This window comes from Enterobacter cloacae complex sp. (genome assembly GCF_900322725.1).
Classification (GTDB): Bacteria; Pseudomonadota; Gammaproteobacteria; order Enterobacterales; family Enterobacteriaceae; genus Enterobacter; species Enterobacter quasihormaechei.
Window position 1 is genome coordinate 3,666,879 of record NZ_LT991957.1, and the last position, 24,155, is coordinate 3,691,033.

The window sequence follows — 24,155 nt, forward strand, 5'->3', positions numbered from 1 at the left end:
ATTACGATGTGTTGCAATGGGAAAGGTGAAAGAAAAAGGGTTTTATTTACTTATCTTCCCGCTTTTCTTCTGCCAGTTGCGCAATCCGTTTCGCCATTCCACGGAAGATAAACAGGTGTGCCGGGATCATCAGCAGCCAGTAGAACAGGCCCGGCATCCCGTGCGGGTGCCACCACGCCCGAACGTCCAGTTCACGGTGGTCGCCGTGGTCCTTAAGGGTGAAGCAGAGCCGCCCCAGCCCCGGCGCCTTCATGCCAAACAGCAGCGCCAGCTGTTTCTCTGGCTCAACGATGATCACCTTCCAGCTGTCGACCGTATCGCCCACGTTCAGATACGGGGCGGCAGGGCGGCCTTTTGCCAGCCGGTGACCCACCAGCAGATCCAGCGCCCCGCGCGTCTGCCAGAGGATATTGCCGAAGAAATAGCGCTCTTTGCCGCCGATCTGGTTCACAACGTCCCACAGCGCGCTAAGACTGGCCGAGGTTTTTACCGTACAGCCCGCCTGTTTCGGGTAATAGCCGTACTCGGGTCGCCAGCGGGCAAAGGCCTGCGCGTCGTAGCCCCAGTCGCTGGAGTTCACCAGCTTCTCTTCTTCTTTCAGCGTATTGCGCACCGCGTCGTCAAAGCGGATCAGTTCCTGCGGGATCAAGGCCCGCAGCGCGCGATCGTCCGCCAGCAGATCGTGCTTCAGTCCCTGGATCAGCGCCTTCGCGGTTGTCGGAGGAACAGAGGTAATGACGTTTAAAAACCACACCGAGATCCAGCGGGTCGGGAAGGGGATGGGCACCAGCCAGCGTTTGCGGCCGCTCACCCGCATAAAATGTTCGAACTGCTCCTGATAGCTCAGCACCTCCGGGCCTGCCGCCTCCAGCACGCGGTGTTGCTCCGCCGGGTGATCCAGCAACGCCACCAGATAGTGGAGCAAATTCTCCAGCGCAATGGGCGTGGTGCGCGAGCGTACCCAGCGCGGCGGGGTCAGCACCGGCAAGTTATAGACCATATCGCGCATTACCTCGAACGCGGCGGAACCCGCACCGACGATGATCCCGGCCCGCAGCTCGGTAACGGGAATATTCGCGCCGCGCAGCGTGTCCGCCGTCAGCTGGCGGGCGCGCAGGTGATCGGACTGCTCGTTCTCAGGGGCCTGGAGCGAGCTTAAAAAAATCACCTGCTTCACCGGCGTTTGCAGCAGCGCGTCGCGGACGTTCATCGCCACCTGACGCTCGTGGGCGATAAAATCCCCGCCTTCGCCCATGCTGTGCACCAGGTAGTAAAGCGTGTCCACCCCTTCCAGCAGCGCGGGAAGCGCCTTCGGCCAGCTAAGGTCAAGAGGGTGACAGGTTACGCCAGGCAAATGGCGCTTTTGCAGGCGCTCAGTGTTGCGTGCCGCTGCCAGCACCTGATGCCCCTGCTGGCTTAACGCAGTGGTCAGATGCTGACCGATATACCCGCTGGCACCGAGCACCAGAATACGTTGCGGCACGGTATGCTCCTTAACGCTGTAAAAACGCCTGCCAGTGTTTCACCACGTCTGTTAACTGTTCGCGGTTAACGTCAAGATGCATCACCAGACGCACGACCGGGGAGGCGTTGATCAGCACGCCGCGCGCTTTCATAAATTCGCCCAGCGCAGCGTGTTCATCGCCGACGCGGACAAACAGCATGTTGGTGTCGTGACGCATCACGTCAGCGCCGATCTCGCTCAGCTGTGCCGCCATCCACGCAGCATTGTCGTGATCGTCCTTCAGGCGCGCCACGTTATTTTTCAGCGCGTACAGTCCGGCAGCCGCCAGGATACCCGCCTGACGCATTCCGCCGCCGGTCATTTTGCGCCAGCGGTTGGCGCGCTTGATGTAGTCTGCGCTGCCGACCAGCAGCGAACCCACCGGCGTACCCAGCCCTTTTGAGAGGCAGATGGTGAAGGAGTCGCAATATTGGGTGATGTCCTTCAGCTCGCAGCCATACTCCACCACGGCGTTAAAGATGCGCGCGCCGTCCACGTGCAGGCCGAGGTTGCGCTCGCGAGTGAATTCCCACGCTGCTTTCAGGTTTTCGCGCGGCAGGACCTTGCCGTTGTGGGTATTTTCCAGACTGAGCAGCTTTGTGCGGGCGAAGTGAATATCGTCGGCTTTGATTTTCGCCGCGACCTTATCCAGCGGCAGCGAGCCGTCCGGCGCGGCATCGATCGGCTGCGGCTGGATGCTGCCGAGCACCGCCGCGCCGCCGGCTTCGTACAGGTAGTTATGCGCGCCCTGGCCGACAATATACTCTTCCCCGCGCTCGCAGTGGCTGAGCAGCGCCACCAGGTTAGCCTGGGTGCCGGTGGGCAGGAAGAGAGCGGCCTCTTTGCCGCCAAGTTCGGCGGCATAGCGTTGCAGTTCGTTGACCGTCGGGTCATCGCCGTAGACGTCGTCCCCGACCGGGGCGGCCATCATCTCTTCGAGCATGGCGCGACCCGGGCGGGTAACGGTATCACTACGTAAATCAATCATTTCACATCCCTTTACTTTAAGAGGTCATGTGAAATGTTTTACCTGAGCCAGTTGGTTTTTGCCAGTTCGATCACCTCGTCACCGCGCCCGCTGATGATAGCGCGCAGCATGTAGAGGCTGAAACCTTTGGCCTGTTCCAGCTTGATTTGCGGCGGGATCGCCAGCTCTTCTTTGGCCACCACCACATCCACCAGCACCGGGCCGTCGATGGAGAAGGCGCGTTGCAGGGCATCGTCCACCTCTGAGGCTTTCTCCACCCGAATGCCGGTGATGCCGCAGGCTTCGGCAATGCGGGCGAAATTGGTATCGTGTAGGTCGGTACCGTCCGTGAGGTAGCCTCCGGCCTTCATCTCCATCGCCACAAAGCCCAGCACGCTGTTGTTAAAGACCACGATTTTCAGCGGAAGCTTCATCTGCGCCACCGACAGGAAATCCCCCATCAGCATGCTGAAGCCGCCGTCGCCGCACATCGCTACCACCTGACGTTCAGGTGCCGTCGCTTTTGCGCCCAGGGCCTGCGGCATGGCGTTCGCCATCGAGCCGTGGTTGAACGAGCCAAGCAGGCGACGCTTACCGTTCATCTTCAGATAGCGTGCGGCCCAGACGGTGGGTGTACCCACGTCGCAGGTGAAAATGGCATCGTCGTCGGCGAAGTGACTGATCTGCTGCGCCAGATACTGCGGGTGAATGGCTTTTTCGCTCGGTTTGGCGAGGTCGTCCAGCCCCTTGCGCGCATCGCGATAATCGCTCAGGGCTTTATCGAGGAATTTGCGGTCCGTTTTCTCTTCCAGCAGCGGCAGAAGGGCGGCGAGGGTGGATTTAATATCGCCGATAAGCGCCATATCCACCTTGCTGTGCGCGCCGATACTGCCAGGGTTGATGTCGATCTGAATAATTTTGGCGTCCGTCGGGTAGAACGCGCGGTACGGGAACTGGGTGCCGAGCAGGATCAGCGTGTCGGCGTTCATCATGGTATGGAAGCCGCTGGAAAAACCGATCAGCCCGGTCATGCCGACGTCGTACGGGTTATCGTACTCAACGTGCTCTTTCCCGCGCAGGGCGTGGACGATTGGCGCCTTCAGCTTAGCGGCAAATTCCACAAGCTCATTATGCGCACCGGCACAGCCGCTGCCGCACATCAGGGCGATATTGCTGGAGTATCGCAGCAGCTGCGCCAGCTTTTTCAGCTCTTCTTCAGCGGGGGTGACGGTCGGCTGCGGCGCCGAGTACCAGTGGGTGGTGGCGGTTTCAGGTGCGGCCTTCAGCGCCACGTCGCCCGGCAGGACGACCACAGAAACCCCACGATTCAGGACCGCCTTACGCATGGCTATCGCCAGCACCTGCGGGATCTGCTCCGGCGAGGAGACCAGTTCGCAGTAGTGGCTGCATTCACGGAACAGCTCCTGGGGATGCGTCTCCTGAAAATAGCCGCTGCCGATTTCGGATGATGGAATGTGTGCGGCAATCGCCAGCACCGGCACATGGTTGCGGTGACAGTCGAAAAGACCGTTGATAAGGTGAAGGTTTCCTGGCCCGCAGGAGCCGGCACAGACGGCGAGTTCGCCCGTGAGCTGCGCTTCGGCTCCCGCGGCAAAGGCGGCGACCTCTTCATGGCGGGTGGGCATCCATTCAATGGTCTTCATCTTGTTAAGGCTGTCGCTGAGTCCGTTCAGCGAATCGCCGGTGACGCCCCAGATACGCTTTACGCCAGCCTGCTCAAGGGTTTTCGCTATGTATGCAGCCACGGTTTGTTTCATGGTTGTCCTTCTCCTTTATGTGATATCGCTTACAAGCTTAGAAGAAAGTGACTGTATTGCCTGTGCAACAACCTTCATTTAACGATGGCTTTCACGGCAATGGAATGCGTGTGGCGAACCCGGCAAACTCTTGTTACGACTTGCCTTACAGGCGGCAGGCCCAACGTAGGCCGGGTAAACGCAGTGCCACCCGGCAAAAAAGCCCGGTGGCGCTGACGCTTACCGGGCCTACAAGGGTTACAGAGACAGATGAGCTGGACCGGCTAAAAGCCCGGTGGCGTTAACGGTTACCGTTTATGCAAGCACCAAATCCCCCTGCGGGTGACACGAGCATGCCAGCACGTAACCTTCTGCAATTTCCGCGTCGGTCAGCGTCATGGTGCTGGTGACGGTGTACTCACCGGAAACCACTTTGGTCTTGCAGCATCCGCACACCCCAGCGCGGCAGGCTGCCGCTACCGGCACGTTGTTGCTTTCCAGCGCTTCAAGCAGCGTGGTGCCCACGCGGCCAAAGAAGGTCTGCGCCGGTTGCAGCTTCGTGAACTTCATCCCGCTGGTTGCCGCTTCCGCCACGGGCGTGAAGAACTGCTCTTTGAAGAAGCGGGTCACGCCCAGCGCTTTCACTTCTTTCTCCACACTCTCCATGTACGGCGCCGGGCCGCAGGTCATCACGGTACGGTTCGCAATGTCCGGCACGCTTTGCAGCAATTCGCGGCTCAGGCGGCCCGCGATAAACCCGTGCGTGGCATTGTTCTCCGCAACCAGCGTCACCGGATAGTTGCGCCATTCTTCGGCAAAAATCACATCTTCCGGGGAGCGCACGCTGAAGATCGCCTGCACGTCGGCCTGCGGACGGTATTTCGCCAGCCAGCGACGCATCGACATAATTGGCGTCACGCCACAGCCCGCCGCCAGCAGCAGGAATTTATCTTCCGTCTTATCGTCACAGGTGAACTCGCCCTGCGCGTCAGACAGCCAGAGATAATCTCCGCGCTTCACGTCACGGGTCAGCCACTGGGAGCCTGCACCGTCATCAATACGGCGGACGGTGAGCGTAATGTATTCGCTCACGCCCGGCGTTGAGGAGATCGTGTAGGCGCGCAGGGTGTCCGCCGAATTGCGGACGCTGACCAGCGCATACTGACCTGCGCGGTACGGGTAGTAGTCATGGCACAGCAGCGACAGCGTCCACACATCCGGCGTCTCCTGATGGATGTGATGTACCTGCATCCGCCACGGACATTGTGAGGTTGGCATGGTCATGAATTACTCCTTACGCGCTCAGCAGCTGTTTCATATCATCTTCAACATTGGTCACGGAACGCAGACCAAATTTCTCGTTCAGGATGGCCAGCAGGTCCGGCGTCAGGAAGCCTGGCGCGGTAGGCCCGGTGACGATGTTGGTCACGCCGAGAGAAAGCAGGGTCAGCAGGATGACGATCGCTTTCTGCTCGAACCAGGAGAGCACCAGCGACAGCGGCAGATCGTTCACGCCGCAGCCCAGCTTCTCTGCCAGCGTGACCGCCAGAATGATGGCTGAGTAAGCATCGTTACACTGGCCGGCATCCACCAGGCGCGGCAGACCTTCAATGTTGCCGAAGTCCAGCTTGTTGAAGCGGTACTTACCGCAGGCCAGGGTCAGGATCAGACAGTCATCCGGCACGCGGGTGGCGAAATCGGTGAAGTAGTTACGTTCGCCGCGCGCGCCGTCACAGCCGCCGATCAGGAAAATGTGACGCAGTTTTTCACGGCTGACGAGGTCAATCAGAGAATCTGCCGCACCCAGCAGCGTTTCGCGGCCAAAGCCGACGGTGATCAGATGTTCGATTTCACTGTACGGGAAGCCCGCCATCTGCTGCGCCTGGGCGATAACCGGACCGAAATCATCGCCTTCAAGGTGGCTCACGCCCGGCCAGCCGACGATGCTGCGGGTCCAGATGCGGTCATCATACGCGCCCACGGTAGGGTCGATGATGCAGTTAGAGGTCATCACGATAGGGCCAGGGAAGCGGGCGAACTCTACCTGCTGATTCTGCCAGCCGCTGCCGTAGTTACCCACCAGATGACTGAATTTGCGCAGTTCCGGGTAGCCGTGGGCGGGCAGCATTTCGCCGTGGGTATAGACGTTAACCCCGGTGCCTTCGGTCTGCTTCAGCAGGTTGTAGAGATCTTTCAGGTCGTGGCCGGAGATCAGGATGCATTTGCCTTCGGTCGCTTTGACGTTGACCTGCGTCGGGGTTGGGTGGCCGTAGGTGCTGGTTTCACCGGCATCCAGAATGCTCATGACCTTGAAGTTCATCTGGCCGATTTCCATTGCGCATTCGAGCAGGGCATTCATGTCGGAAGGCCAGGTGCCGAGCCACGCCATGATTTTGTGGTACTGGGCGTAGATATCGTTGTCGTACTGACCGAGCACGTGCGCGTGTTCCATATAGGCCGCTGCACCTTTCAGGCCGTACAGGCACAGCAGACGCAGGCCGAGGATGTTCTCGCCAATCGCCGCTTTGTCCTTATTGGGGGTAAATTCTGCGGCCTGGCGCTGTAGCTCGCCCAGGTCGTCGCTCACCAGCTGAAGCTCCGCCATTGGGTTGTCCACGCGGGCACTGGCATCGGCATTCAGGCACTGCGCTTTCAGAGCTTCACGCAGGGCAATCGCTTCGCGGGCATAGCCCACAATACGTGGAGAATCGAAGTTAACGTTGGTCAGCGTGGAGAAAAATGCGCGCGGCGCAAAGCTGTCGACATAGTGATCGACAATGCCATATTCACGGGCCTTGAAGGCCCAGGCGGACAAGCCTTGTAGCGCCGCAATCAGCAGATCCTGAAGATCGGACGTTTCTGCGGTTTTACCGCACATACCCTGCGCGTAAGAGCAGCCGTTGCCTGCCGGGGTACGGATGGTTTGTTCACATTGCACACAAAACATAATCACACCTGTTAAAGTTATATTTGAGATACATGTTTAAGGTTATGCCTGTGCCACAGCAGAGAAAAGTGCTTTCTTGTACTAAGTGGAGGGTTATTGATTTAGCGCAATTTTGGCGGCAGGGTCACTACCGCCAAAGCAGTATCAGGCTGAGAAAAACGCCATCAGAATGGGCACCAGCAGGCTCAGAATAAAGCCGTGTACGATGGCGGCAGGGACCATCTCCAGCCCCCCCGAGCGCTGTAGCACCGGCAGGGTAAAGTCCATCGAGGTGGCGCCACACAGGCCCAGCGCGGTAGAGCGGCTGCGGCGTACCAGACCGGGGATCAGCATGATGGCTATCAGCTCGCGCGCCAGATCGTTAAAGAAGGCGGCGCTGCCAATCACCGGGCCAAACGATTCGGTCAGCAAAATACCGGAGAGAGAATACCAGCCAAACCCGGATGCCATTGCCAGGCTGGTTTTCAGCGGCAGGTCGAGAATAAAGGCGTTAATCACGCCCCCTGCCATTGAGCTGATCACAACGATAACGGCAACAATCATTCCCCGGCGGTTAAGGACAATCTGTTTCAGCGTCATGCCGTTATTGCGCAGCTGAATACCAATCAGGAACAGCAGGAAAATCAGCGTATATTCGCTGGCTTCCGTTGCGTGCTGTAAAAATGCCCAGCCGGTCAGCCCCAGTAAAAAACCGAGCACCACAACGCCGCACAGCTTTAATGATTCCAGCGCCATCGCAATTCGGGAGGGAAGCTTTTCCTGATGGTGGTGATTTTTCCAGGGAATAGTGCGTTCCAGCCACAGTAGCGCGGCAATATTGCACAGCAAAATAACCACGACCGTGACCGCAGAATAATGCAGGATGGCAAGTAAATTTGTCGCCAGATTATCCAGGAAGGCCAGGCTGATCCCCATAAAGAAAAGAATGACGTAAACAATCCAGCTGAGAAAACGATTAATGAGCTTTAAGGCCGATTCATGACGCAGCGGAATAAGGTAGCCCACAATCAGGGGCAGAAGAATGATGAGGAGTCCTGAGAACATGAACAGCCGGTCCTTTTATGTGTCTGTTAAGCGCCAGAGACACTACCCAATAAAGGCTGTAAGGTAAAGCTACAAAAAAGCCGGGTGGCGGCTACGCCTTACCCGGCCTACAAAGTGCACACTCACGTAGGTCGGGTAAGCTTTAGCGCCACCCGACATTACAGGCCGCACTTAATTAATCGCGTTTTTCCAGCAGGGTGCGGTACAGCACACCGCCCAGAATACCGCCGACGATCGGCATCACCCAGAACAGCCACAGCTGCTCAAGCGCCCAGCCGCCCTGGAAAATGGCCACCGCGGTACTGCGCGCCGGGTTTACGGAGGTGTTGGTCACCGGAATGGAGATCAGGTGGATCAGCGTCAGCGCCAGGCCAATCGCGATAGGGGCGAAGCCGGCAGGCGCATGTTTGTCCGTCGCGCCGTGGATCACCAGCAGGAAGCCTGCGGTGAGGACAATTTCAATCACGATGGCAGACAGCATTGAGTAGCCGCCCGGAGAGTGTTCGCCGAAACCGTTCGAGGCAAAACCGCTGGCCGCTGCGTCAAAGCCCGCTTTACCGCTGGCAATTACATACAACACCGCCGCGGCAATAATACCGCCAATAACCTGAGCAATAATATAGCCAATAATGTCTTTCGCCGGGAAACGTCCGCCCGCCCATAAGCCTAACGTAACGGCCGGGTTGAAATGTCCCCCGGAAATATGCCCCACGGCGAAGGCCATGGTTAATACCGTTAAACCGAATGCCAGCGCAACGCCGACAAATCCAATACCTAATTCCGGAAATGCGGCTGCCAGTACTGCGCTACCGCAACCACCCAATACCAGCCAGAATGTACCAAAACATTCTGCCGCTAATTTTCTGAACATAACCACCTCAAAAATAAACCTCCGCACGCAGCCCTGCGCGCGGTTTATATCGTCATAAAGGGATGACGACGCAAAGAGCCAGTATTTTGAAACCATCAACTTTCCTTCGCCACTCAAATAAATTCACTAAATTTGATTTAAGGCAATGTGATGTCATTCCTTGTTCAGAACGGAGGGAACCGCGCATGGCCCAATGATTATCCGGGCATATATTCTGCTGTCGTGACACATAGCCTGCCGCTATACTGCTGATAACGTGAAGGAAAAAGTGGCCGAAATGCGGGGGATGTATGCTACTCGAACGTGTGGAGATTGTCGGGTTCCGCGGGATTAACCGCCTGTCACTACAGCTGGAACAGAACAACGTCCTGATAGGCGAGAATGCCTGGGGTAAATCCAGCCTGCTGGATGCCCTGACGCTGCTGCTTTCGCCCGAAGAGAACTTGTACCACTTCGTTCATGACGACTTCTGGTTTCCGCCGGGGGATGTCAACGGACGAGAAAAACATCTGCATATCATTCTGACCTTCCGCGAATCCGAGCCCGGTCGCCATCGCGTGCGCCGTTTTCGTCCGATGTCCCCCTGCTGGGTGCCCTGTGAAGACGGTTTCCACCGTATTTTCTATCGCCTTGAGGGCGAAATGGCGCAAAACGACGGGGTATTAACCCTGCGTGAATTTCTTGATGAGAAGGGAAATCCGATCCCGCTCGAACAGATTGACGATCTTGCCCGGCATCTGATCCGCCTGTCTCCCGTGCTGCGCTTACGTGACGCGCGCTTTATGCGGCGGATCCGTAACGGCACCGTGCCGAATATGCCAGAGGTGGAGGTGACCGCCCGCGAGCTGGATTTTCTCGCCCGGGAACTGGTTTCGCGGCCGCAGAACCTCACCGACGGCCAGATCCGCCAGGGGCTTTCTGCCATGGTGCAATTACTGGAGCACTACTTTTCCGAGCAGGGAACGGGCCAGGCTCGCCACCGCCTGATGCGCCGCCGCTCGCACGATGAGCAACGAAGCTGGCGCTATCTCGATATCATCAACCGCATGATCGACCGCCCCGGCGGACGCACGCATCGGGTGATCCTGCTGGGTCTTTTCTCCACGCTTTTACAGGCGAAAGGGACGGTGCGTCTGGATCGGGACGCGCGCCCGCTGCTGCTGGTGGAAGATCCGGAAACGCGACTGCACCCGATTATGCTTTCCGTGGCATGGCATCTTCTGAATCTGCTGCCGTTGCAGCGTGTCACTACCACGAATTCCGGCGAGCTGCTCTCCCTGACGCCGGTAGAGTACGTCTGCCGCCTGGTGCGTGAATCGTCGCGCGTTACCGCCTACCGGCTCGGGCCCGGCGGGTTAAATGCCGAAGATGGCCGTCGAATTGCGTTTCATATCCGTTTTAACCGCGCCTCTTCCCTGTTTGCCCGCTGCTGGCTGCTGGTGGAAGGGGAAACCGAAACCTGGGTGATAAACGAGCTGGCTCGCCAGTGCGGACACCACTTTGATGCTGAGGGGATCAAGGTGATTGAATTTGCCCAGTCCGGCTTAAAGCCGCTGATCAAATTTGCACGCCGGATGGGGATCGAGTGGCACGTGCTGGTAGACGGCGATGAGGCGGGAAAAAAATACGCGGCGACCGTGCGCAGCCTGCTCAATAACGATCGTGAAGAGGAGCGGGAGCATTTGACCACGCTGCCCGCGATGGACATGGAGCACTTCATGTACCGCCAGGGATTTGACGACGTTTTTCACCGCGTGGCGATGATCCCGGTAGACGTGCCCATGAATATGCGTCGGGTGATTGCCAAAGCCATCCAGCGGTCATCGAAGCCGGATTTGGCCATTGAAGTGGCGACGGAAGCGGGCAGGCGGGGCGTGGAGTCGGTGCCGACCCTGCTGCGTAAAATGTTCTCCCGCGTGCTCTGGCTGGCGCGCGGGAGGGCAGATTAGCGGGCGGTCGCCTGCGACACCTGCTGGATCAGGCTATCAAGCAGGGCATAGCGGCGGCGGTATTCGGCCCGTTTTTTACTCGCAATCTCTTCCATCGGTTTACGGGGCATGGTTAAAGGCAGAGCAAAGTGGCCATTCTCCTGCTGCTGTCCGCCAAGAGAGCGCCAGAAGCTGTCGTAGTCAGCAAGCAATTTTCCCTCTTTTTTCTTGCGATAGCGCCAGCTGCGGTAGATGTGGGTGGCGTTGCTCACCGCGAGGATCTGCTCGACCGGGAAAGCGTCTGCCAGCGTCATGACCGCTTCCACCAGCAGACGTTTTGGGAACAGTCCGTGGCAGGCTTTTGTCGCAAGCTGAATGTGCTCGTGCGGGACATGCGCTTTCGCCCCCTGCATTCCGCCGATAAACAGCGTTGTCTTGCCTTCATATTTGCACAACGTAAAGGTCAGTTCGGCCAGCACCGTGTTCTGGTGGTCGCAAAACGTAAGGGTCGCTTCCCCTTCTTTATCCAGAAACGCATCCGCGCTCAGGCGAATGCTAAACTGCTGCTCCTCTTTGCCCGTTAACGTCACCAGCGTGATGCCCTGGCTGGAGAGGTAGCCGTTCAGCAGCGACGCCGGAAGATGGCGGTTCATCATCTGATAGTGATCGTTCAGCGCCTCCAGCGTATGCTGACGGTCCATATTGACGGTCAGCCACGGTCGGTGCAGGCGGCACGGCAGGCCTGGCTGCACGCGCAGGAGCTGCATCAGACGGGGCTGTTTCGCAAGGTTCGCGAGCAGGCGCGCAGTGGTCAGAGGCGTTGCCAGCGAGCGCAACATAAACTTACGTCGATAGGCCGGGTTTTGCCACGCCAGCCCCGGCGTGAGGGAACCCGATGCCAGGCTTTTGAACAGTTGCCAGCCTGATTTTGGCTGGGGCAGCGTTGAATAGGGTGTATCGACGATGGAAGACATGTTAGATCCTGCTTCTGGTGGAATGTCGCTATTTCAGCAGGCGCTTTATCAACATCGGGTAAACAATTCCCGACGATTACGGGGATCGGGGGTTTCGTTGAGGAGTGGTTTAGATAAAATCAACGTTGATGGTAGCCAGAACAACTATTTGGAATATTTATGAACCTGAAGGGAAAACGCAGAAAGCTGTTTCTGCTGCTGGCGGTAGTGGTGCTGGCGGGCGGATTCTGGTTATGGAAGGTGCTGAACGCGCCGGTACCGCAGTATCAAACGCTGATTGTCCGTCCGGGCGAGCTGCAACAGAACGTGCTGGCGACGGGGAAACTGGATGCTCTGCGTAAAGTTGACGTGGGCGCGCAGGTCAGCGGCCAGCTTAAAACCCTGTCAGTTGAGATTGGCGATAAGGTTAAAAAAGGCCAGCTGCTGGGGGTGATCGATCCTGAGCAGGCGCAAAACCAGATCCGCGAAGTGGAAGCGACGCTGATGGAGCTGCGCGCGCAGCGCGCTCAGGCTCAGGCGGAGCGTAATCTTGCCCAGGTCACCCTGACGCGCCAGCAGGCGCTGGCGAAAACGCAGGCCATCTCGAAACAGGATCTGGACACTGCCGCCACGGAGCTGGCGGTGAAGCAGGCGCAGATTGGCACCATCGATGCGCAGATTAAGCGGAATCAGGCCTCGCTGGATACGGCGAAAACCAACCTTGATTACACGCAAATCGTTGCGCCCATGGCTGGAGAAGTGACGCAGATCACCACCCTGCAAGGCCAGACGGTTATCGCCGCGCAACAGGCGCCGAACATCCTGACCCTGGCAGACATGAGCACCATGCTGGTGAAAGCTCAGGTGTCCGAAGCGGACGTCATTCACCTTAAGCCGGGGCAGAAAGCCTGGTTTACGGTGCTGGGCGATCCGCAAACCCGCTATGAGGGCGTGCTGAAAGATATCCTGCCGACGCCGGAAAAGGTAAACGACGCCATCTTCTACTATGCGCGTTTTGAAGTGCCAAACCCGCAGGGCGTGCTGCGTCTGGACATGACCGCTCAGGTGCATATTCAGCTGACCGGCGTGAAAAACGTACTGACGGTTCCGCTCTCCGCGCTGGGCGAATCCGCCGGAGATAACCGCTACAAGGTGAAAGTGCTGCGCAACGGCGAAACCCGCGAGCGGGAAGTGGTGATTGGCGCGCGTAACGATACCGACGTGGTGGTGGTGAAAGGGCTGGAAGCGGGTGAGGAAGTGGTCACCAGCGAAAGCCTGCCCGGAGCCGCGCAATGACGGCGCTGCTTGAGCTGAATGACATTCGCCGCAGCTACCCGTCCGGCGACGGGCCGGTGGAGGTGTTGAAGGGCATCTCCCTGCGCGTGGAAGCCGGAGAAATGGTGGCGATTGTCGGGGCGTCGGGCTCGGGTAAATCAACGCTGATGAACATTCTCGGCTGTCTGGATAAACCCACCGGCGGCACCTATCGCGTGGCCGGCACGGACGTGTCCACCCTGGACGGCGACGCGCTGGCGAAGCTGCGCCGCGAGCATTTTGGCTTTATCTTCCAGCGCTACCATCTGCTTTCACACCTGAGCGCGGCGCAGAACGTGGAAGTGCCGGCGGTGTATGCGGGCGTGGAGCGGAAAAAACGCCTTGAGCGTGCAAAGGCGCTGTTAACGCGTCTTGGGCTGGCGGAGCGGGTGGATTATCAGCCCTCGCAGCTTTCCGGCGGTCAGCAGCAGCGCGTGAGCATTGCCCGCGCGCTGATGAACGGCGGACAGGTGATCCTCGCCGATGAGCCAACCGGGGCGCTCGACAGCCATTCCGGTGAAGAGGTGATGGCGATCCTCCACCAGCTTCGCGATCAGGGGCACACGGTGATTATCGTCACCCACGATCCGCAGGTGGCGGCACAGGCCGAACGGATCATTGAGATCCGCGACGGGGAGCTTGTCAGCAACCCGCCGCCGCGTCAGTCCAGAGCGGCCGCGCCGAAGGAAGCCTTGCCCGCGTCTGGCGGCTGGGGACAGTTCTCCAGCGGCTTTCGCGAGGCGCTGACCATGGCCTGGCTGGCGATGGCGGCCAATAAAATGCGTACCCTGCTGACCATGCTCGGCATCATCATCGGTATTGCCTCGGTGGTGTCGATTGTGGTGGTGGGCGATGCGGCGAAACAGCTGGTGCTGGCGGATATTCGCGCCATCGGGACCAACACCATCGACGTCTATCCTGGCAAAGATTTTGGCGACGACGAGCCGCAGTATCAGCAGGCGCTGAAGTATGACGATCTGGCGGCCATCCAGAAGCAGCCGTGGGTCAATTCCGCCACGCCTGCCGTCTCGCAAAATCTGCGTCTGCGCTACGGCAACATCGACGTGGCGGCCAGCGCTAACGGCGTCAGCGGAGATTACTTCAACGTCTACGGCATGACCTTCAGCGAAGGGGCGACCTTTAACGCCGAACAGCTGGCGGGCAGGGCGCAGGTGGTGGTGCTGGATGCCAACTCGCGCAGGCAACTTTTCCCTAATAAAACGAATGTAGTGGGCGAGGTGATACTGGTCGGCAACATGCCTGCCACGGTGATTGGCGTGGCGGAGGAGAAGCAGTCGATGTTTGGCAGCAGCAAGATCCTGCGCGTCTGGCTGCCGTACAGCACCATTTCCGGGCGCATTATGGGGCAGTCCTGGCTCAACTCCATCACCGTGCGGGTGAAGGAGGGCTACGACAGCGCGTTGGCGGAACAGCAGCTGGAGCGGCTGTTAACCCTGCGCCACGGGAAGAAGGATTTCTTCACCTGGAACATGGACGGCCTCTTGAAAACGGCGGAAAAGACCACACGTACTCTTCAGCTGTTCCTGACGCTGGTGGCGGTGATTTCGCTGGTCGTCGGCGGGATCGGGGTGATGAACATTATGCTGGTGTCGGTGACGGAGCGTACGCGGGAGATTGGCATCCGCATGGCGGTCGGGGCCAGAGCCAGCGACGTGCTTCAGCAGTTTTTGATTGAAGCGGTGCTGGTCTGCCTGGTGGGCGGTGCGATGGGCATTGCGCTCTCGATGATGATCGCCTTTGCGCTCCAGCTCTTCTTACCGGGCTGGGAGATTGGCTTCTCGCCGATGGCGATCCTGACGGCGTTTTTATGTTCCACCTTCACCGGTATTCTGTTCGGCTGGCTGCCGGCGCGAAACGCGGCGCGGCTGGATCCGGTGGACGCGCTGGCGCGAGAATAACCCGAAAATAAAAATGCCAGCCGATCGGGCTGGCATTTTGCCTGCGGGGTGTACACAATGAATCAGAGAGCTATGCAACCGTTTCTGCTTCAACGGGCACGATAAGACTGGCGTGATTGCCTTTTGGCCCCTGGTGTACATCGAACCGGACGGACTGCCCGGCTTTGAGCGTCCTGTAACCATCCATCTGAATGGTGGAATAGTGAGCGAAGATATCCTCGCCGCCGCCTTCGGGGCAAATGAAGCCAAACCCCTTGGCGTTGTTGAACCACTTAACAGTACCCATTTCCATGCTTCGACATCCTTCGTAAATCTTATAAATTAAGATGGAATGAACCGGTGGTGGAGTGGGGGCTGTTCAAAACCTCGCCAACTCACGCTTGTACAATTTAGAGAATCGGAAGACGCCGTCAAGGGTTTGGCGCTGGAGTTGGGACAATAATCAACCAAAATTTGAGGCAGTTAACGCTATTGCAACAGTTTGTGACAGACATCGCGGATGACAGTAATAGATGATTGTTATCTAACATCTGAGGTAGATTCAAAGTGGTTATGCATCATGGGTAAGACCAACGACTGGCTGGATTTTGACCAGCTGGCGGAAGATAAAGTGCGCGACGCGCTAAAACCGCCATCTATGTATAAAGTTATGTTAATGAACGATGATTACACGCCAATGGAATTTGTTATTGACGTGCTACAAAAGTTCTTTTCTTATGATGTTGAACGTGCAACGCAACTGATGCTTACCGTTCATTATCGTGGCAAAGCGATCTGCGGCATCTTCACTGCCGAAGTCGCGGAAACCAAAGTAGCGATGGTGAACGACTATGCAAGGGAGAACGAGCATCCGTTGCTGTGTACGCTGGAAAAGGCCTGATAAGGCATAAAATTGGGGGAGGTGCCTATGCTCAATCAAGAACTGGAACTCAGTTTAAACATGGCTTTCGCCAGAGCGCGTGAGCACCGACATGAGTTTATGACCGTCGAGCACCTGCTGCTCGCATTGCTTAGCAACCCATCTGCCCGCGAAGCGCTGGAAGCCTGCTCCGTGGATCTGGTGGCGCTACGTCAGGAACTCGAAGCCTTCATCGAACAAACCACACCGGTGCTGCCCGCCAGTGAAGAAGAGCGCGACACGCAGCCGACGCTCAGCTTCCAGCGCGTATTGCAGCGCGCGGTTTTCCACGTCCAGTCTTCCGGACGTAGCGAAGTGACTGGCGCAAATGTCTTGGTCGCCATCTTCAGCGAACAGGAGTCCCAGGCGGCCTACCTGCTGCGCAAACACGAAGTCAGCCGGCTCGACGTGGTCAACTTCATCTCTCACGGAACGCGAAAAGACGAGCCTAACCAGGCGTCGGATCCCAGCGGGCAGATCAACAACAGTGAAGAGCAAGCAGGCGGGGAGGATCGTATGGAAAACTTCACCACCAACCTTAACCAGCTTGCTCGCGTCGGCGGTATCGACCCGCTGATTGGCCGCGACAAAGAGCTGGAGCGTGCCATCCAGGTGCTGTGCCGTCGCCGTAAGAACAACCCGCTGCTGGTGGGGGAATCTGGCGTGGGTAAAACCGCGATTGCCGAAGGGCTGGCCTGGCGCATTGTGCAGGGCGACGTGCCGGAAGTGATCGCTGACTGCACCATCTACTCGCTGGACATCGGTTCGCTGCTGGCGGGCACTAAATACCGCGGTGATTTTGAAAAACGTTTCAAAGCGCTGTTAAAACAGCTGGAGCAGGATACCAACAGCATCCTGTTTATCGATGAGATCCACACCATTATCGGCGCAGGCGCAGCCTCCGGTGGACAGGTGGATGCCGCCAACCTGATCAAACCGCTGCTCTCCAGCGGCAAGATCCGCGTGATGGGCTCCACGACGTACCAGGAGTTCAGCAACATTTTCGAGAAAGACCGTGCGCTGGCGCGTCGTTTCCAGAAAATCGACGTCACCGAGCCGTCGGTTGACGAAACGGTGCAGATCATCAACGGCCTGAAAACGAAGTACGAAGCGCACCACGACGTGCGTTACACCGCGAAAGCGGTGCGTGCGGCGGTGGAGCTGGCGGTGAAATACATCAACGATCGTCATCTGCCGGATAAAGCGATCGACGTGATTGATGAAGCGGGTGCGCGTGCGCGCCTGATGCCGGCCAGCAAGCGTAAGAAAACCGTGAACGTGGCGGATATCGAGTCCGTGGTCGCCCGCATCGCGCGTATTCCTGAGAAGAGCGTTTCTCAGAGCGATCGCGATACGCTGCGCACGCTCGGCAATCGCCTGAAAATGCTGGTCTTTGGTCAGGATAAAGCCATTGAGGCCTTAACCGAAGCGATCAAGATGGCCCGTGCTGGTCTGGGGCATGACCACAAGCCTGTTGGTTCCTTCCTGTTCGCCGGCCCGACCGGCGTGGGGAAAACCGAGGTAACGGTCCAGCTCTCCAAGGCGCTGGGCATCGAGCTGCTGCGCTTTGACATGTCCGAGTATATGGAGCGACACACCGTCAGCCGTTTGATTGGTGCGCCTCCGGGATACGTGGGCTTTGACCAGGGTGGCCTGCTCACCGACGCGGTGATCAAGCATCCGCACGCGGTACTGCTGCTCGATGAAATCGAGAAAGCGCACCCGGACGTGTTCAACATCCTGTTGCAGGTGATGGACAACGGAACGCTGACCGATAACAACGGGCGCAAGGCGGACTTCCGCAACGTGGTGCTGGTGATGACCACCAACGCCGGGGTGCGTGAAACCGAGCGCAAATCCATCGGCCTGATCCACCAGGATAACAGCACCGATGCGATGGAGGAGATCAAGAAGATCTTCACGCCGGAGTTCCGTAACCGACTGGACAACATTATCTGGTTCGATCACCTGTCTACCGAGGTGATCCATCAGGTGGTGGACAAGTTCATCGTCGAGTTGCAGGTTCAGCTGGATCAGAAAGGCGTGTCGCTGGAAGTGAGCCAGGAGGCCCGCAACTGGCTGGCTGAGAAAGGCTACGACCGTGCGATGGGTGCCCGTCCGATGGCACGCGTGATTCAGGATAACCTGAAGAAACCGCTGGCGAACGAGCTGCTGTTTGGCTCGCTGGTGGACGGCGGCCAGGTGACCGTGGCGCTGGATCAGGCGAAGAACGAGCTGACGTACGATTTCCAGAGTGCGGCGAAGCACAAGCCGGAAGCGGCTCACTGATTTCTTCCGTAGGTCTAAAAACCGGGCAATAGCCCGGTTTTTTTATGCCTGCCTTTCTCCCTCTCCCTGTGGGAGAGGGCTGGGGTGAGGGCATCAGGCCGCAGAGGAATTTTGCGAGGCGCTTTCCAGTTTCGTTCGAAGTTGGTTGCTGGATAAATCCACAGTAATAAAATGGCGGCGCACCTGCAAAATCAGGTGCCGGGATTGGCGTCCTGATTACACACGAGAAATGATGTTGATACGTTCAACTATCATCAGGTTCGTTCACACTTTTGAAAGCTAGCGATATAATCCGCAGACTCAATTATGGTGGGCTGAACCGGGGCTTCTTTTGAAGCGCCGATTTTCCCGTGTGGGTCGGTACGCCAAACCGGTTCAGTCTGCCACCTGAGTTGGCGTTCGGGTGGAGATCTCATCATTTCACACGGAGTCATAATCAAATGGAAAATAACAATCTTTCTCAGCTCTATAGCGAACTCTCACTCAACCCCGATCTCCCAACTCTTGCCGAACGCTGCAACCTGCTCACTGAAATCCTGCTCGACTGTCATTCGCTCCCACAAACGCAGCCCGTTTGCCGCTGTCTCGGAGCTTATCTGGAAGTAGTTAAAACCGGACTCGCAGAATCCATGCGTGATTTTCAGGTGGTGGAATTTGAGGAAGAAGCGGAACAACCCGCGACAAAAGGAGTGGCTGCTGGAAGATACCGAAACGAAATGTGACTACTGCCGGGCGTTAAACCACGTGCTGCTGGTTTCGCATTTTGACCGCGATATGTTGCCGCACCTGACGGGATTACTCCATGACATGGCTCATTCTATGGCGGGGGATTTAATCGCTCCTGTACAACCATGGATGACAATACATCTGCCGACACAGCCACACTAAGACCCTAAATAAAAAAGGCCGGGATTATCCCGACCTTTTAAATATTCATCTGCCATTACAGGCGAAAACAATTAGCGACTACGGAAGACAATGCGGCCTTTGCTCAGGTCGTACGGGGTCAGTTCAACAGTCACTTTGTCGCCCGTCAAAATGCGGATATAGTTTTTGCGCATTTTACCGGAGATGTGCGCAGTTACCACGTGACCGTTTTCCAGTTCTACGCGAAACATGGTATTAGGCAACGTATCAAGTACGGTACCCTGCATTTCAATATTGTCTTCTTTGGCCATCTAATCCTCTGGGGTATCACTACCAAGTTTTGAACCGGCAAGATAATGCCGAAATTCATCAATTAAGTAAAGAATTGCGCGTTTAAAACGCAGCAAAACAATTTCAGCGTATTGCCCAAGCGTCACGGTACAACCGAACGGAAAGCGCATTCGTAAAGGGGAGACGACAGGATAAACGTCAGGACGTTATCTGAAGCGGGGGTCCCAAACGGCGGCGGGGCAACAGGCAGAAGCTACTCTGCGGCGTAATTATAACACCCTCATAAAAAATATGCGGAAAACATTTAGGCATTGGGCATAAAGAGCGTTCTGGGAACCCAAAAATCGCGCGGAAGGGTCTCCTGTCGGCACTGTTCAAGGTGTTCGATATAGCGTCGGCGGGAAATTTCCACGGCGCCCAGCGAGGCGGTGTGCTCATTCAGCACCTGGCAATCCATCAGCTGTCCACCTCGTTGGGCAAATTCCTCGCTAAACACCAGCAGCGCAGTTTTCGACGCATTGGTAGCGCGGGAGAACATCGACTCGCCGCAGAACAGCGTGCCCTGCGCCACGCCGTACATTCCGCCAACGAGCTCATCCTCTTTCCATACTTCGATGGAGTGCGCGTAGCCCAGCTCATGAAGCTGGTGGTAGGCGATAATGATGTCGCGGGTTATCCAGGTGCCTTCGTGACGATCTTCAGCGCAGCCTTCAATGACCTGCCCGAAGGCGTGGTTGAGCGTAACGCGATAGGGCGATTTTGCGTGAAAACGCTTCATGCTTCGGCTCAGGTGAAACTGCCCAGGCCATAGCACAGCTCGCGGGTCGGGAGACCACCATAAAATCGGGTCGCCGGGGGAAAACCACGGGAAGATGCCGCGCTGGTAAGCCATCAGGAGACGCGCCGGGCTGAGATCGCCGCCCAGAGCCAGCAATCCGTTAGGTTCACGCAGCGCCCCCTCCGGAGAAGGGAACGCAATATTATGGCGAGAAAGCTGCACCAGGCGCATGACAACAGAACTCCAGTACGCGAGAGAGGACGCTACAAATATAGTCTACAGGCGCTGTTTAAACTGGTAGTAGCGACCCTGTTTTGCCAGCAGCTCTGCGTGATTACCTTGCTCAATTATGTGTCCGTTGTCCATCACAATTATCCGATCGAAATTCACCAGCCCGCGCAGGCGGTGAGTGACCATCAGCACGGTTTTGCCTTTCATCACATTTGTCAGTAAATCAAGAATTTGACTCTCGGTTGTCGCATCCAGACCTTCTGTCGGTTCATCCAGCAGCATCAGCGGCGCATCGTGCAGCAGGGCGCGCGCGATGGCCAGACGACGCAGTTCACCGCCGGAAAGCTGTCGACCCCCTTCACCCAGCCAGCTGTTTAATCCGTCGTCCTCAAGCAGCTTGTGCAGCCCAACCTGTTCCAGCATCGCCCGCAGCGTATCGTCGGAGGCGTCCGGCGCCGCCAGAAGAAGATTATCGCGCAGCGTAGCGCTGAACAGATGCACCCGCTGAGGCACGACGCTGACCGTTTTACGCAAGGCCGCTTCGCTAAAACCAGGCAGCGGAATGTCGTTAAGCCGAATCTCGCCCTGCTGCGGATCCCACGCGCGCGTGAGAAGTTGCAGAAGCGTCGATTTGCCACATCCCGTACGGCCAAGGATCGCAATGCGCTGCCCGGCATCAACAGACAGGCTGACGTCTTCCAGCGCGTTTTGCGCCTGCTTGTCGTAGGCGAAGGTGACGTTGCTGAGCGTCAGCGCGACCTGCTCCGGCACGGCGGTTTGACCGGCGCTAAACTTCACTTCCGGCTCCTGCTCGGCAATGTCCGTAATGCGCAGCGCAGAGGCGATGACCTGACCGAGATGCTGAAACGCGCCCGTGACCGGGGCCAAGGCTTCGAAGGCAGCCAGGGCACAGAAAACAAACAGCGCAATGAGCGGACCGGGCTGCGCGTTACCGCCCACGCCACCGGAGGCCATCCAGAGCATGGCGATAACGGCAATCCCACCAATTAACATCATCAGCGCTTGAGAAAACGCGGTCAGCTCAGACTGGCGACGCTGGGCTTCATGCCAGTTAAGTTCCGTATTTTCCATACGGGCGCGGTAGCGTTTGCTGGCGCCAAAAATGGTGAGCTCGGCCTGTCCCTGTAACCAGGAGGTGAGCTGCTGGCGGTATTCTCCACGCAGACGCGTCAGGTTTTCCCCGGTGGTTTTACCTGCACGATAAAACAGGGGGGGCAGAATAATCAGCGTCATCAGCATGATGCCGCCGAGCGTCAGCGCGATAGGAACATCCAGGAAACTCAACCCCAGCGTGACCACGACAATCACCACAAACGCGCCCACCATGGGCGAAATGACGCGGAGATAGAGGTGATCCAGCGTATCTACATCCGCAACCACGCGGTTGAGTAATTCGCCCTGACGAAAACGTGCCAGCCCGGCAGGGGAGAGGGGCAGCAGCTTGCTGAACGTATAAATGCGCAGGTGTTGCAGCACGCGGAAGGTCGCGTCGTGGCTGACCAGACGCTCGAAGTAGCGCCCGGCAGTTCGCGTAATCGCCGTGCCGCGCACCCCGGCGGCAGGCAGCATATAGTTAAAGCTGTACAGCCCGGCAAAGCCTGCGGCCGCAGACGCGGAGAGGAACCAGCCGGAAAGCGTAAGCAGGCCGATGCTGGCGAGCAGCGTGACGATCGCCAGCACGATACCGAGCGTCAGCATCCATTTGTGGCGTTTATACAGTGCAAGATAGGGAAGCAGGGCGCGCATCAGATGTCCTCCTGACGATTCGCCAGCAGGTTCGCAAACGGCCCCTGCGCGGCAACAAGCGCGGCGTAATCGCCTTGCTCAACAATGTGTCCGTTTTCCATCACCCAGATCCGATCCCAGTCGGCAATACCTTCCAGCTGGTGGGTCACCATCAGGGTGGTTTGCTGGCGTGAGGCGGCGTTAAGCGCATCCATCACGCGCTGCTCGCTGTGTGCATCCAGGCTGGCCGCGGGTTCGTCCAGCAGCATTAGCGAACAGGGGTTCAGCAGCGCACGGGCAACCGCGACGCGCTGTGCCTGGCCCACCGACAGCCCGGCAGACTGATCGCCAATGACCGTATCGACGCCCTGCGCAAGCAGCGGCAGAAACTCGCTGACCCAGGCGCGATCGATGACCGATTGCAGCTCATCGTCACGCGCATCCGGACGTGCCAGCAGCACATTCTCGCGCAGCGTCGGGGCAGGCAACTGCGGGTTTTGACCCACCCAGCTCAGCTGCTTACGCCAGGCATCAGGATCAAGCTCGCGCAGCTCCGTTTTGTTGATACGCAGCGATCCGGTGTAGGCCATAAAGCCTGATAGCGCATTCAGCAATGAGCTTTTACCTGAACCGCTGGTGCCCACCAGCACCACACGTTGCCCGGCGGGCAGGGTAAAGTTCAGCGGACCTGCCAGCACTTTGCCTTCAGGCGACAGAACAGAAAAATCCTGTGCTTCAATGGTCACCGGATCGTTCGTATTCAGCGTCACTTCACCACGCTCAGGATGCGCCAGCGGCGTTTCCATGAAGGTTTTCAGGCTGTCGGCAGCGCCAACCGCCTGCGCTTTAGCATGATAAAAGGTGCCGAGATCGCGAAGCGGCTGGAAAAATTCCGGGGCCAGGATCAGCGCCAGGAACCCGGCGGAAAGCGTGACCGCCGTACCGTAGTGGCCAAAGTCGAGCGCGCCGAGGTAGGAGAAGCCAAAGTAAACCGCCACCAGCGCAATCGACAGGGAGGTGAAGAACTCGAGCACGCCGGACGAGAGGAAGGCCATGCGCAACACTTCCATGGTGCGCTGACGAAAATCCTGCGACGCCAGGCGAATGTTTTCGGTTTCCGCTTCACCGCGACCAAAGATACGCAGGGTTTCCATGCCGCGCAGACGGTCCAGGAAATGACCGCTTAACCGGCCCAGCGCCAGGAAGTTGCGGCGGTTTGCATCTGCCGCGCCCATGCCGACCATCGCCATAAATAGCGGGATCAGCGGGGCGGTCCCCAGCAGGATCAGCGCTGCCACCCAGTTAACCGGGAAGATGGCGATAACAATCAACAGGGGCACAAATACCGCCAGCGCCATCTGGGGAAGATACCGCGCGTAGTAATCGTGCATATCGTCGATTTGCTCAAGGATCAGCGTCGCCCAGCTGCCGGCTGGCTTACCCTGGATCCACGCAGGCCCGGCTTCCGAGAGCCGATCGAGCACCTTGCGGCGAATCTCATAGCGGATGTGCTGCCCGGCATGGAACCCAACCCGCTCGCGCAGCCAGACCACCCACGCACGCAGAACGAAAACCAGCACCAGAATGATAAACGGCAATAGCAGTGCTTCGCGCGGAATGTTCTCCATGATCATATGATTGAGAATGCGGGCCAGCAGCCATGCCTGGGCAACAATCAACAGACCGCTGATGAATCCCAGAACGCGGGAAATCATAAGCCAGCGGCGGGATAGAACGCTTTGCTGTTTCAGCCAGCGTGTTAACTCTTGTTGACGGGTTTTTTCCATTGCGTACTTTGCAGGTGACGTTATAAGAAATTAGACTTCTGCATGTTACACGTGAGCAAAAATA

At 57.8% G+C, this 24,155-nt stretch carries 18 protein-coding genes and 1 pseudogene; 6 read left to right on the plus strand and 13 right to left on the minus strand.

The window, feature by feature from the left end; all coding sequences use genetic code 11:
- Nucleotides 1-46: 46 nt before the first annotated feature.
- The 7 genes from DBR02_RS18070 to aqpZ form a co-directional block, all read right to left on the minus strand.
- Nucleotides 47-1,483 (minus strand): SDR family oxidoreductase, encoded by a 1,437-nt coding sequence (locus DBR02_RS18070; protein WP_107535034.1) that lies wholly within the window; start codon nt 1,481-1,483, stop codon nt 47-49.
- Between the two features lie 10 nt (nt 1,484-1,493).
- Nucleotides 1,494-2,492: a low-specificity L-threonine aldolase gene (gene ltaE / locus DBR02_RS18075; RefSeq protein WP_107535035.1), complete on the minus strand. Its 999-nt coding sequence runs from the start codon at nt 2,490-2,492 to the stop codon at nt 1,494-1,496.
- Between the two features lie 38 nt (nt 2,493-2,530).
- A complete protein-coding gene (gene poxB / locus DBR02_RS18080; RefSeq protein ID WP_107535036.1) occupies nt 2,531-4,249 on the minus strand; it encodes a ubiquinone-dependent pyruvate dehydrogenase in 1,719 nt (572 codons plus the stop codon).
- A gap of 294 nt (nt 4,250-4,543) precedes the next feature.
- Nucleotides 4,544-5,512 carry an NADH oxidoreductase gene (gene hcr, locus DBR02_RS18085; RefSeq protein ID WP_107535037.1) on the minus strand — a complete coding sequence of 323 codons (969 nt, stop codon included), beginning with the start codon at nt 5,510-5,512 and terminating at the stop codon, nt 4,544-4,546.
- 10 nt (nt 5,513-5,522) lie between these two features.
- Nucleotides 5,523-7,175: a hydroxylamine reductase gene (hcp, locus tag DBR02_RS18090; RefSeq protein WP_107535038.1), complete on the minus strand. Its 1,653-nt coding sequence runs from the start codon at nt 7,173-7,175 to the stop codon at nt 5,523-5,525.
- 144 nt (nt 7,176-7,319) lie between these two features.
- Nucleotides 7,320-8,219, minus strand: coding sequence for a lysine exporter LysO family protein (locus tag DBR02_RS18095; protein ID WP_107535039.1), 900 nt, complete (start codon nt 8,217-8,219; stop codon nt 7,320-7,322).
- A gap of 175 nt (nt 8,220-8,394) precedes the next feature.
- A complete protein-coding gene (aqpZ, locus tag DBR02_RS18100; protein WP_107535669.1) occupies nt 8,395-9,090 on the minus strand; it encodes an aquaporin Z in 696 nt (231 codons plus the stop codon).
- Between the two features lie 290 nt (nt 9,091-9,380).
- Here aqpZ and DBR02_RS18105 point away from each other — a divergent pair, with 290 nt between their 5' ends.
- Complete coding sequence (locus DBR02_RS18105; RefSeq protein WP_107535040.1) at nt 9,381-11,039, plus strand: ATP-dependent endonuclease; 1,659 nt, start codon at nt 9,381-9,383, stop codon at nt 11,037-11,039.
- Here the strand turns inward: DBR02_RS18105 and DBR02_RS18110 are convergent.
- Nucleotides 11,036-11,992: a VirK/YbjX family protein gene (locus DBR02_RS18110; protein WP_063449192.1), complete on the minus strand. Its 957-nt coding sequence runs from the start codon at nt 11,990-11,992 to the stop codon at nt 11,036-11,038. The genes DBR02_RS18105 and DBR02_RS18110 overlap by 4 nt on opposite strands.
- Nucleotides 11,993-12,151: 159 nt before the next feature.
- Between DBR02_RS18110 and macA the strand changes: the two genes are divergently transcribed.
- Both macA and macB read left to right on the plus strand, forming a co-directional pair.
- Nucleotides 12,152-13,267 carry a macrolide transporter subunit MacA gene (macA, locus tag DBR02_RS18115; RefSeq protein WP_063449191.1) on the plus strand — a complete coding sequence of 372 codons (1,116 nt, stop codon included), beginning with the start codon at nt 12,152-12,154 and terminating at the stop codon, nt 13,265-13,267.
- Nucleotides 13,264-15,204, plus strand: coding sequence for a macrolide ABC transporter ATP-binding protein/permease MacB (gene macB, locus DBR02_RS18120; protein WP_102750845.1), 1,941 nt, complete (start codon nt 13,264-13,266; stop codon nt 15,202-15,204). The genes macA and macB overlap by 4 nt, the downstream gene beginning before the upstream one ends.
- A 70-nt stretch (nt 15,205-15,274) precedes the next feature.
- Here the strand turns inward: macB and cspD are convergent, their stop codons facing one another.
- Complete coding sequence (gene cspD / locus DBR02_RS18125; protein WP_006809408.1) at nt 15,275-15,496, minus strand: cold shock-like protein CspD; 222 nt, start codon at nt 15,494-15,496, stop codon at nt 15,275-15,277.
- 267 nt (nt 15,497-15,763) lie between these two features.
- Between cspD and clpS the strand changes: the two genes are divergently transcribed.
- The 3 genes and pseudogenes from clpS to DBR02_RS18140 all read left to right on the plus strand — a co-directional run bounded on the left by clpS (nt 15,764) and on the right by DBR02_RS18140 (nt 19,279).
- Complete coding sequence (clpS, locus tag DBR02_RS18130) at nt 15,764-16,084, plus strand: ATP-dependent Clp protease adapter ClpS (RefSeq protein ID WP_006174393.1); 321 nt, start codon at nt 15,764-15,766, stop codon at nt 16,082-16,084.
- 27 nt (nt 16,085-16,111) lie between these two features.
- Nucleotides 16,112-18,391 carry an ATP-dependent Clp protease ATP-binding subunit ClpA gene (clpA, locus tag DBR02_RS18135; RefSeq protein ID WP_063449189.1) on the plus strand — a complete coding sequence of 760 codons (2,280 nt, stop codon included), beginning with the start codon at nt 16,112-16,114 and terminating at the stop codon, nt 18,389-18,391.
- 440 nt (nt 18,392-18,831) lie between these two features.
- Nucleotides 18,832-19,279, plus strand: a pseudogene (locus tag DBR02_RS18140) (hypothetical protein).
- A gap of 71 nt (nt 19,280-19,350) precedes the next feature.
- Here DBR02_RS18140 and infA read toward each other — a convergent pair.
- From infA to cydD, 4 genes are all read right to left on the minus strand, one after another.
- Complete coding sequence (gene infA, locus DBR02_RS18145) at nt 19,351-19,569, minus strand: translation initiation factor IF-1 (RefSeq protein ID WP_002211347.1); 219 nt, start codon at nt 19,567-19,569, stop codon at nt 19,351-19,353.
- A 284-nt stretch (nt 19,570-19,853) separates the two neighbouring features.
- A complete protein-coding gene (gene aat / locus DBR02_RS18150; RefSeq protein WP_107535041.1) occupies nt 19,854-20,558 on the minus strand; it encodes a leucyl/phenylalanyl-tRNA--protein transferase in 705 nt (234 codons plus the stop codon).
- A 45-nt stretch (nt 20,559-20,603) separates the two neighbouring features.
- Nucleotides 20,604-22,325: a heme ABC transporter ATP-binding protein/permease CydC gene (gene cydC, locus DBR02_RS18155; protein WP_107535042.1), complete on the minus strand. Its 1,722-nt coding sequence runs from the start codon at nt 22,323-22,325 to the stop codon at nt 20,604-20,606.
- Nucleotides 22,325-24,091: a heme ABC transporter permease/ATP-binding protein CydD gene (gene cydD, locus DBR02_RS18160; protein WP_107535043.1), complete on the minus strand. Its 1,767-nt coding sequence runs from the start codon at nt 24,089-24,091 to the stop codon at nt 22,325-22,327. The genes cydC and cydD overlap by 1 nt, the downstream gene beginning before the upstream one ends.
- Nucleotides 24,092-24,155 lie beyond the last annotated feature (64 nt).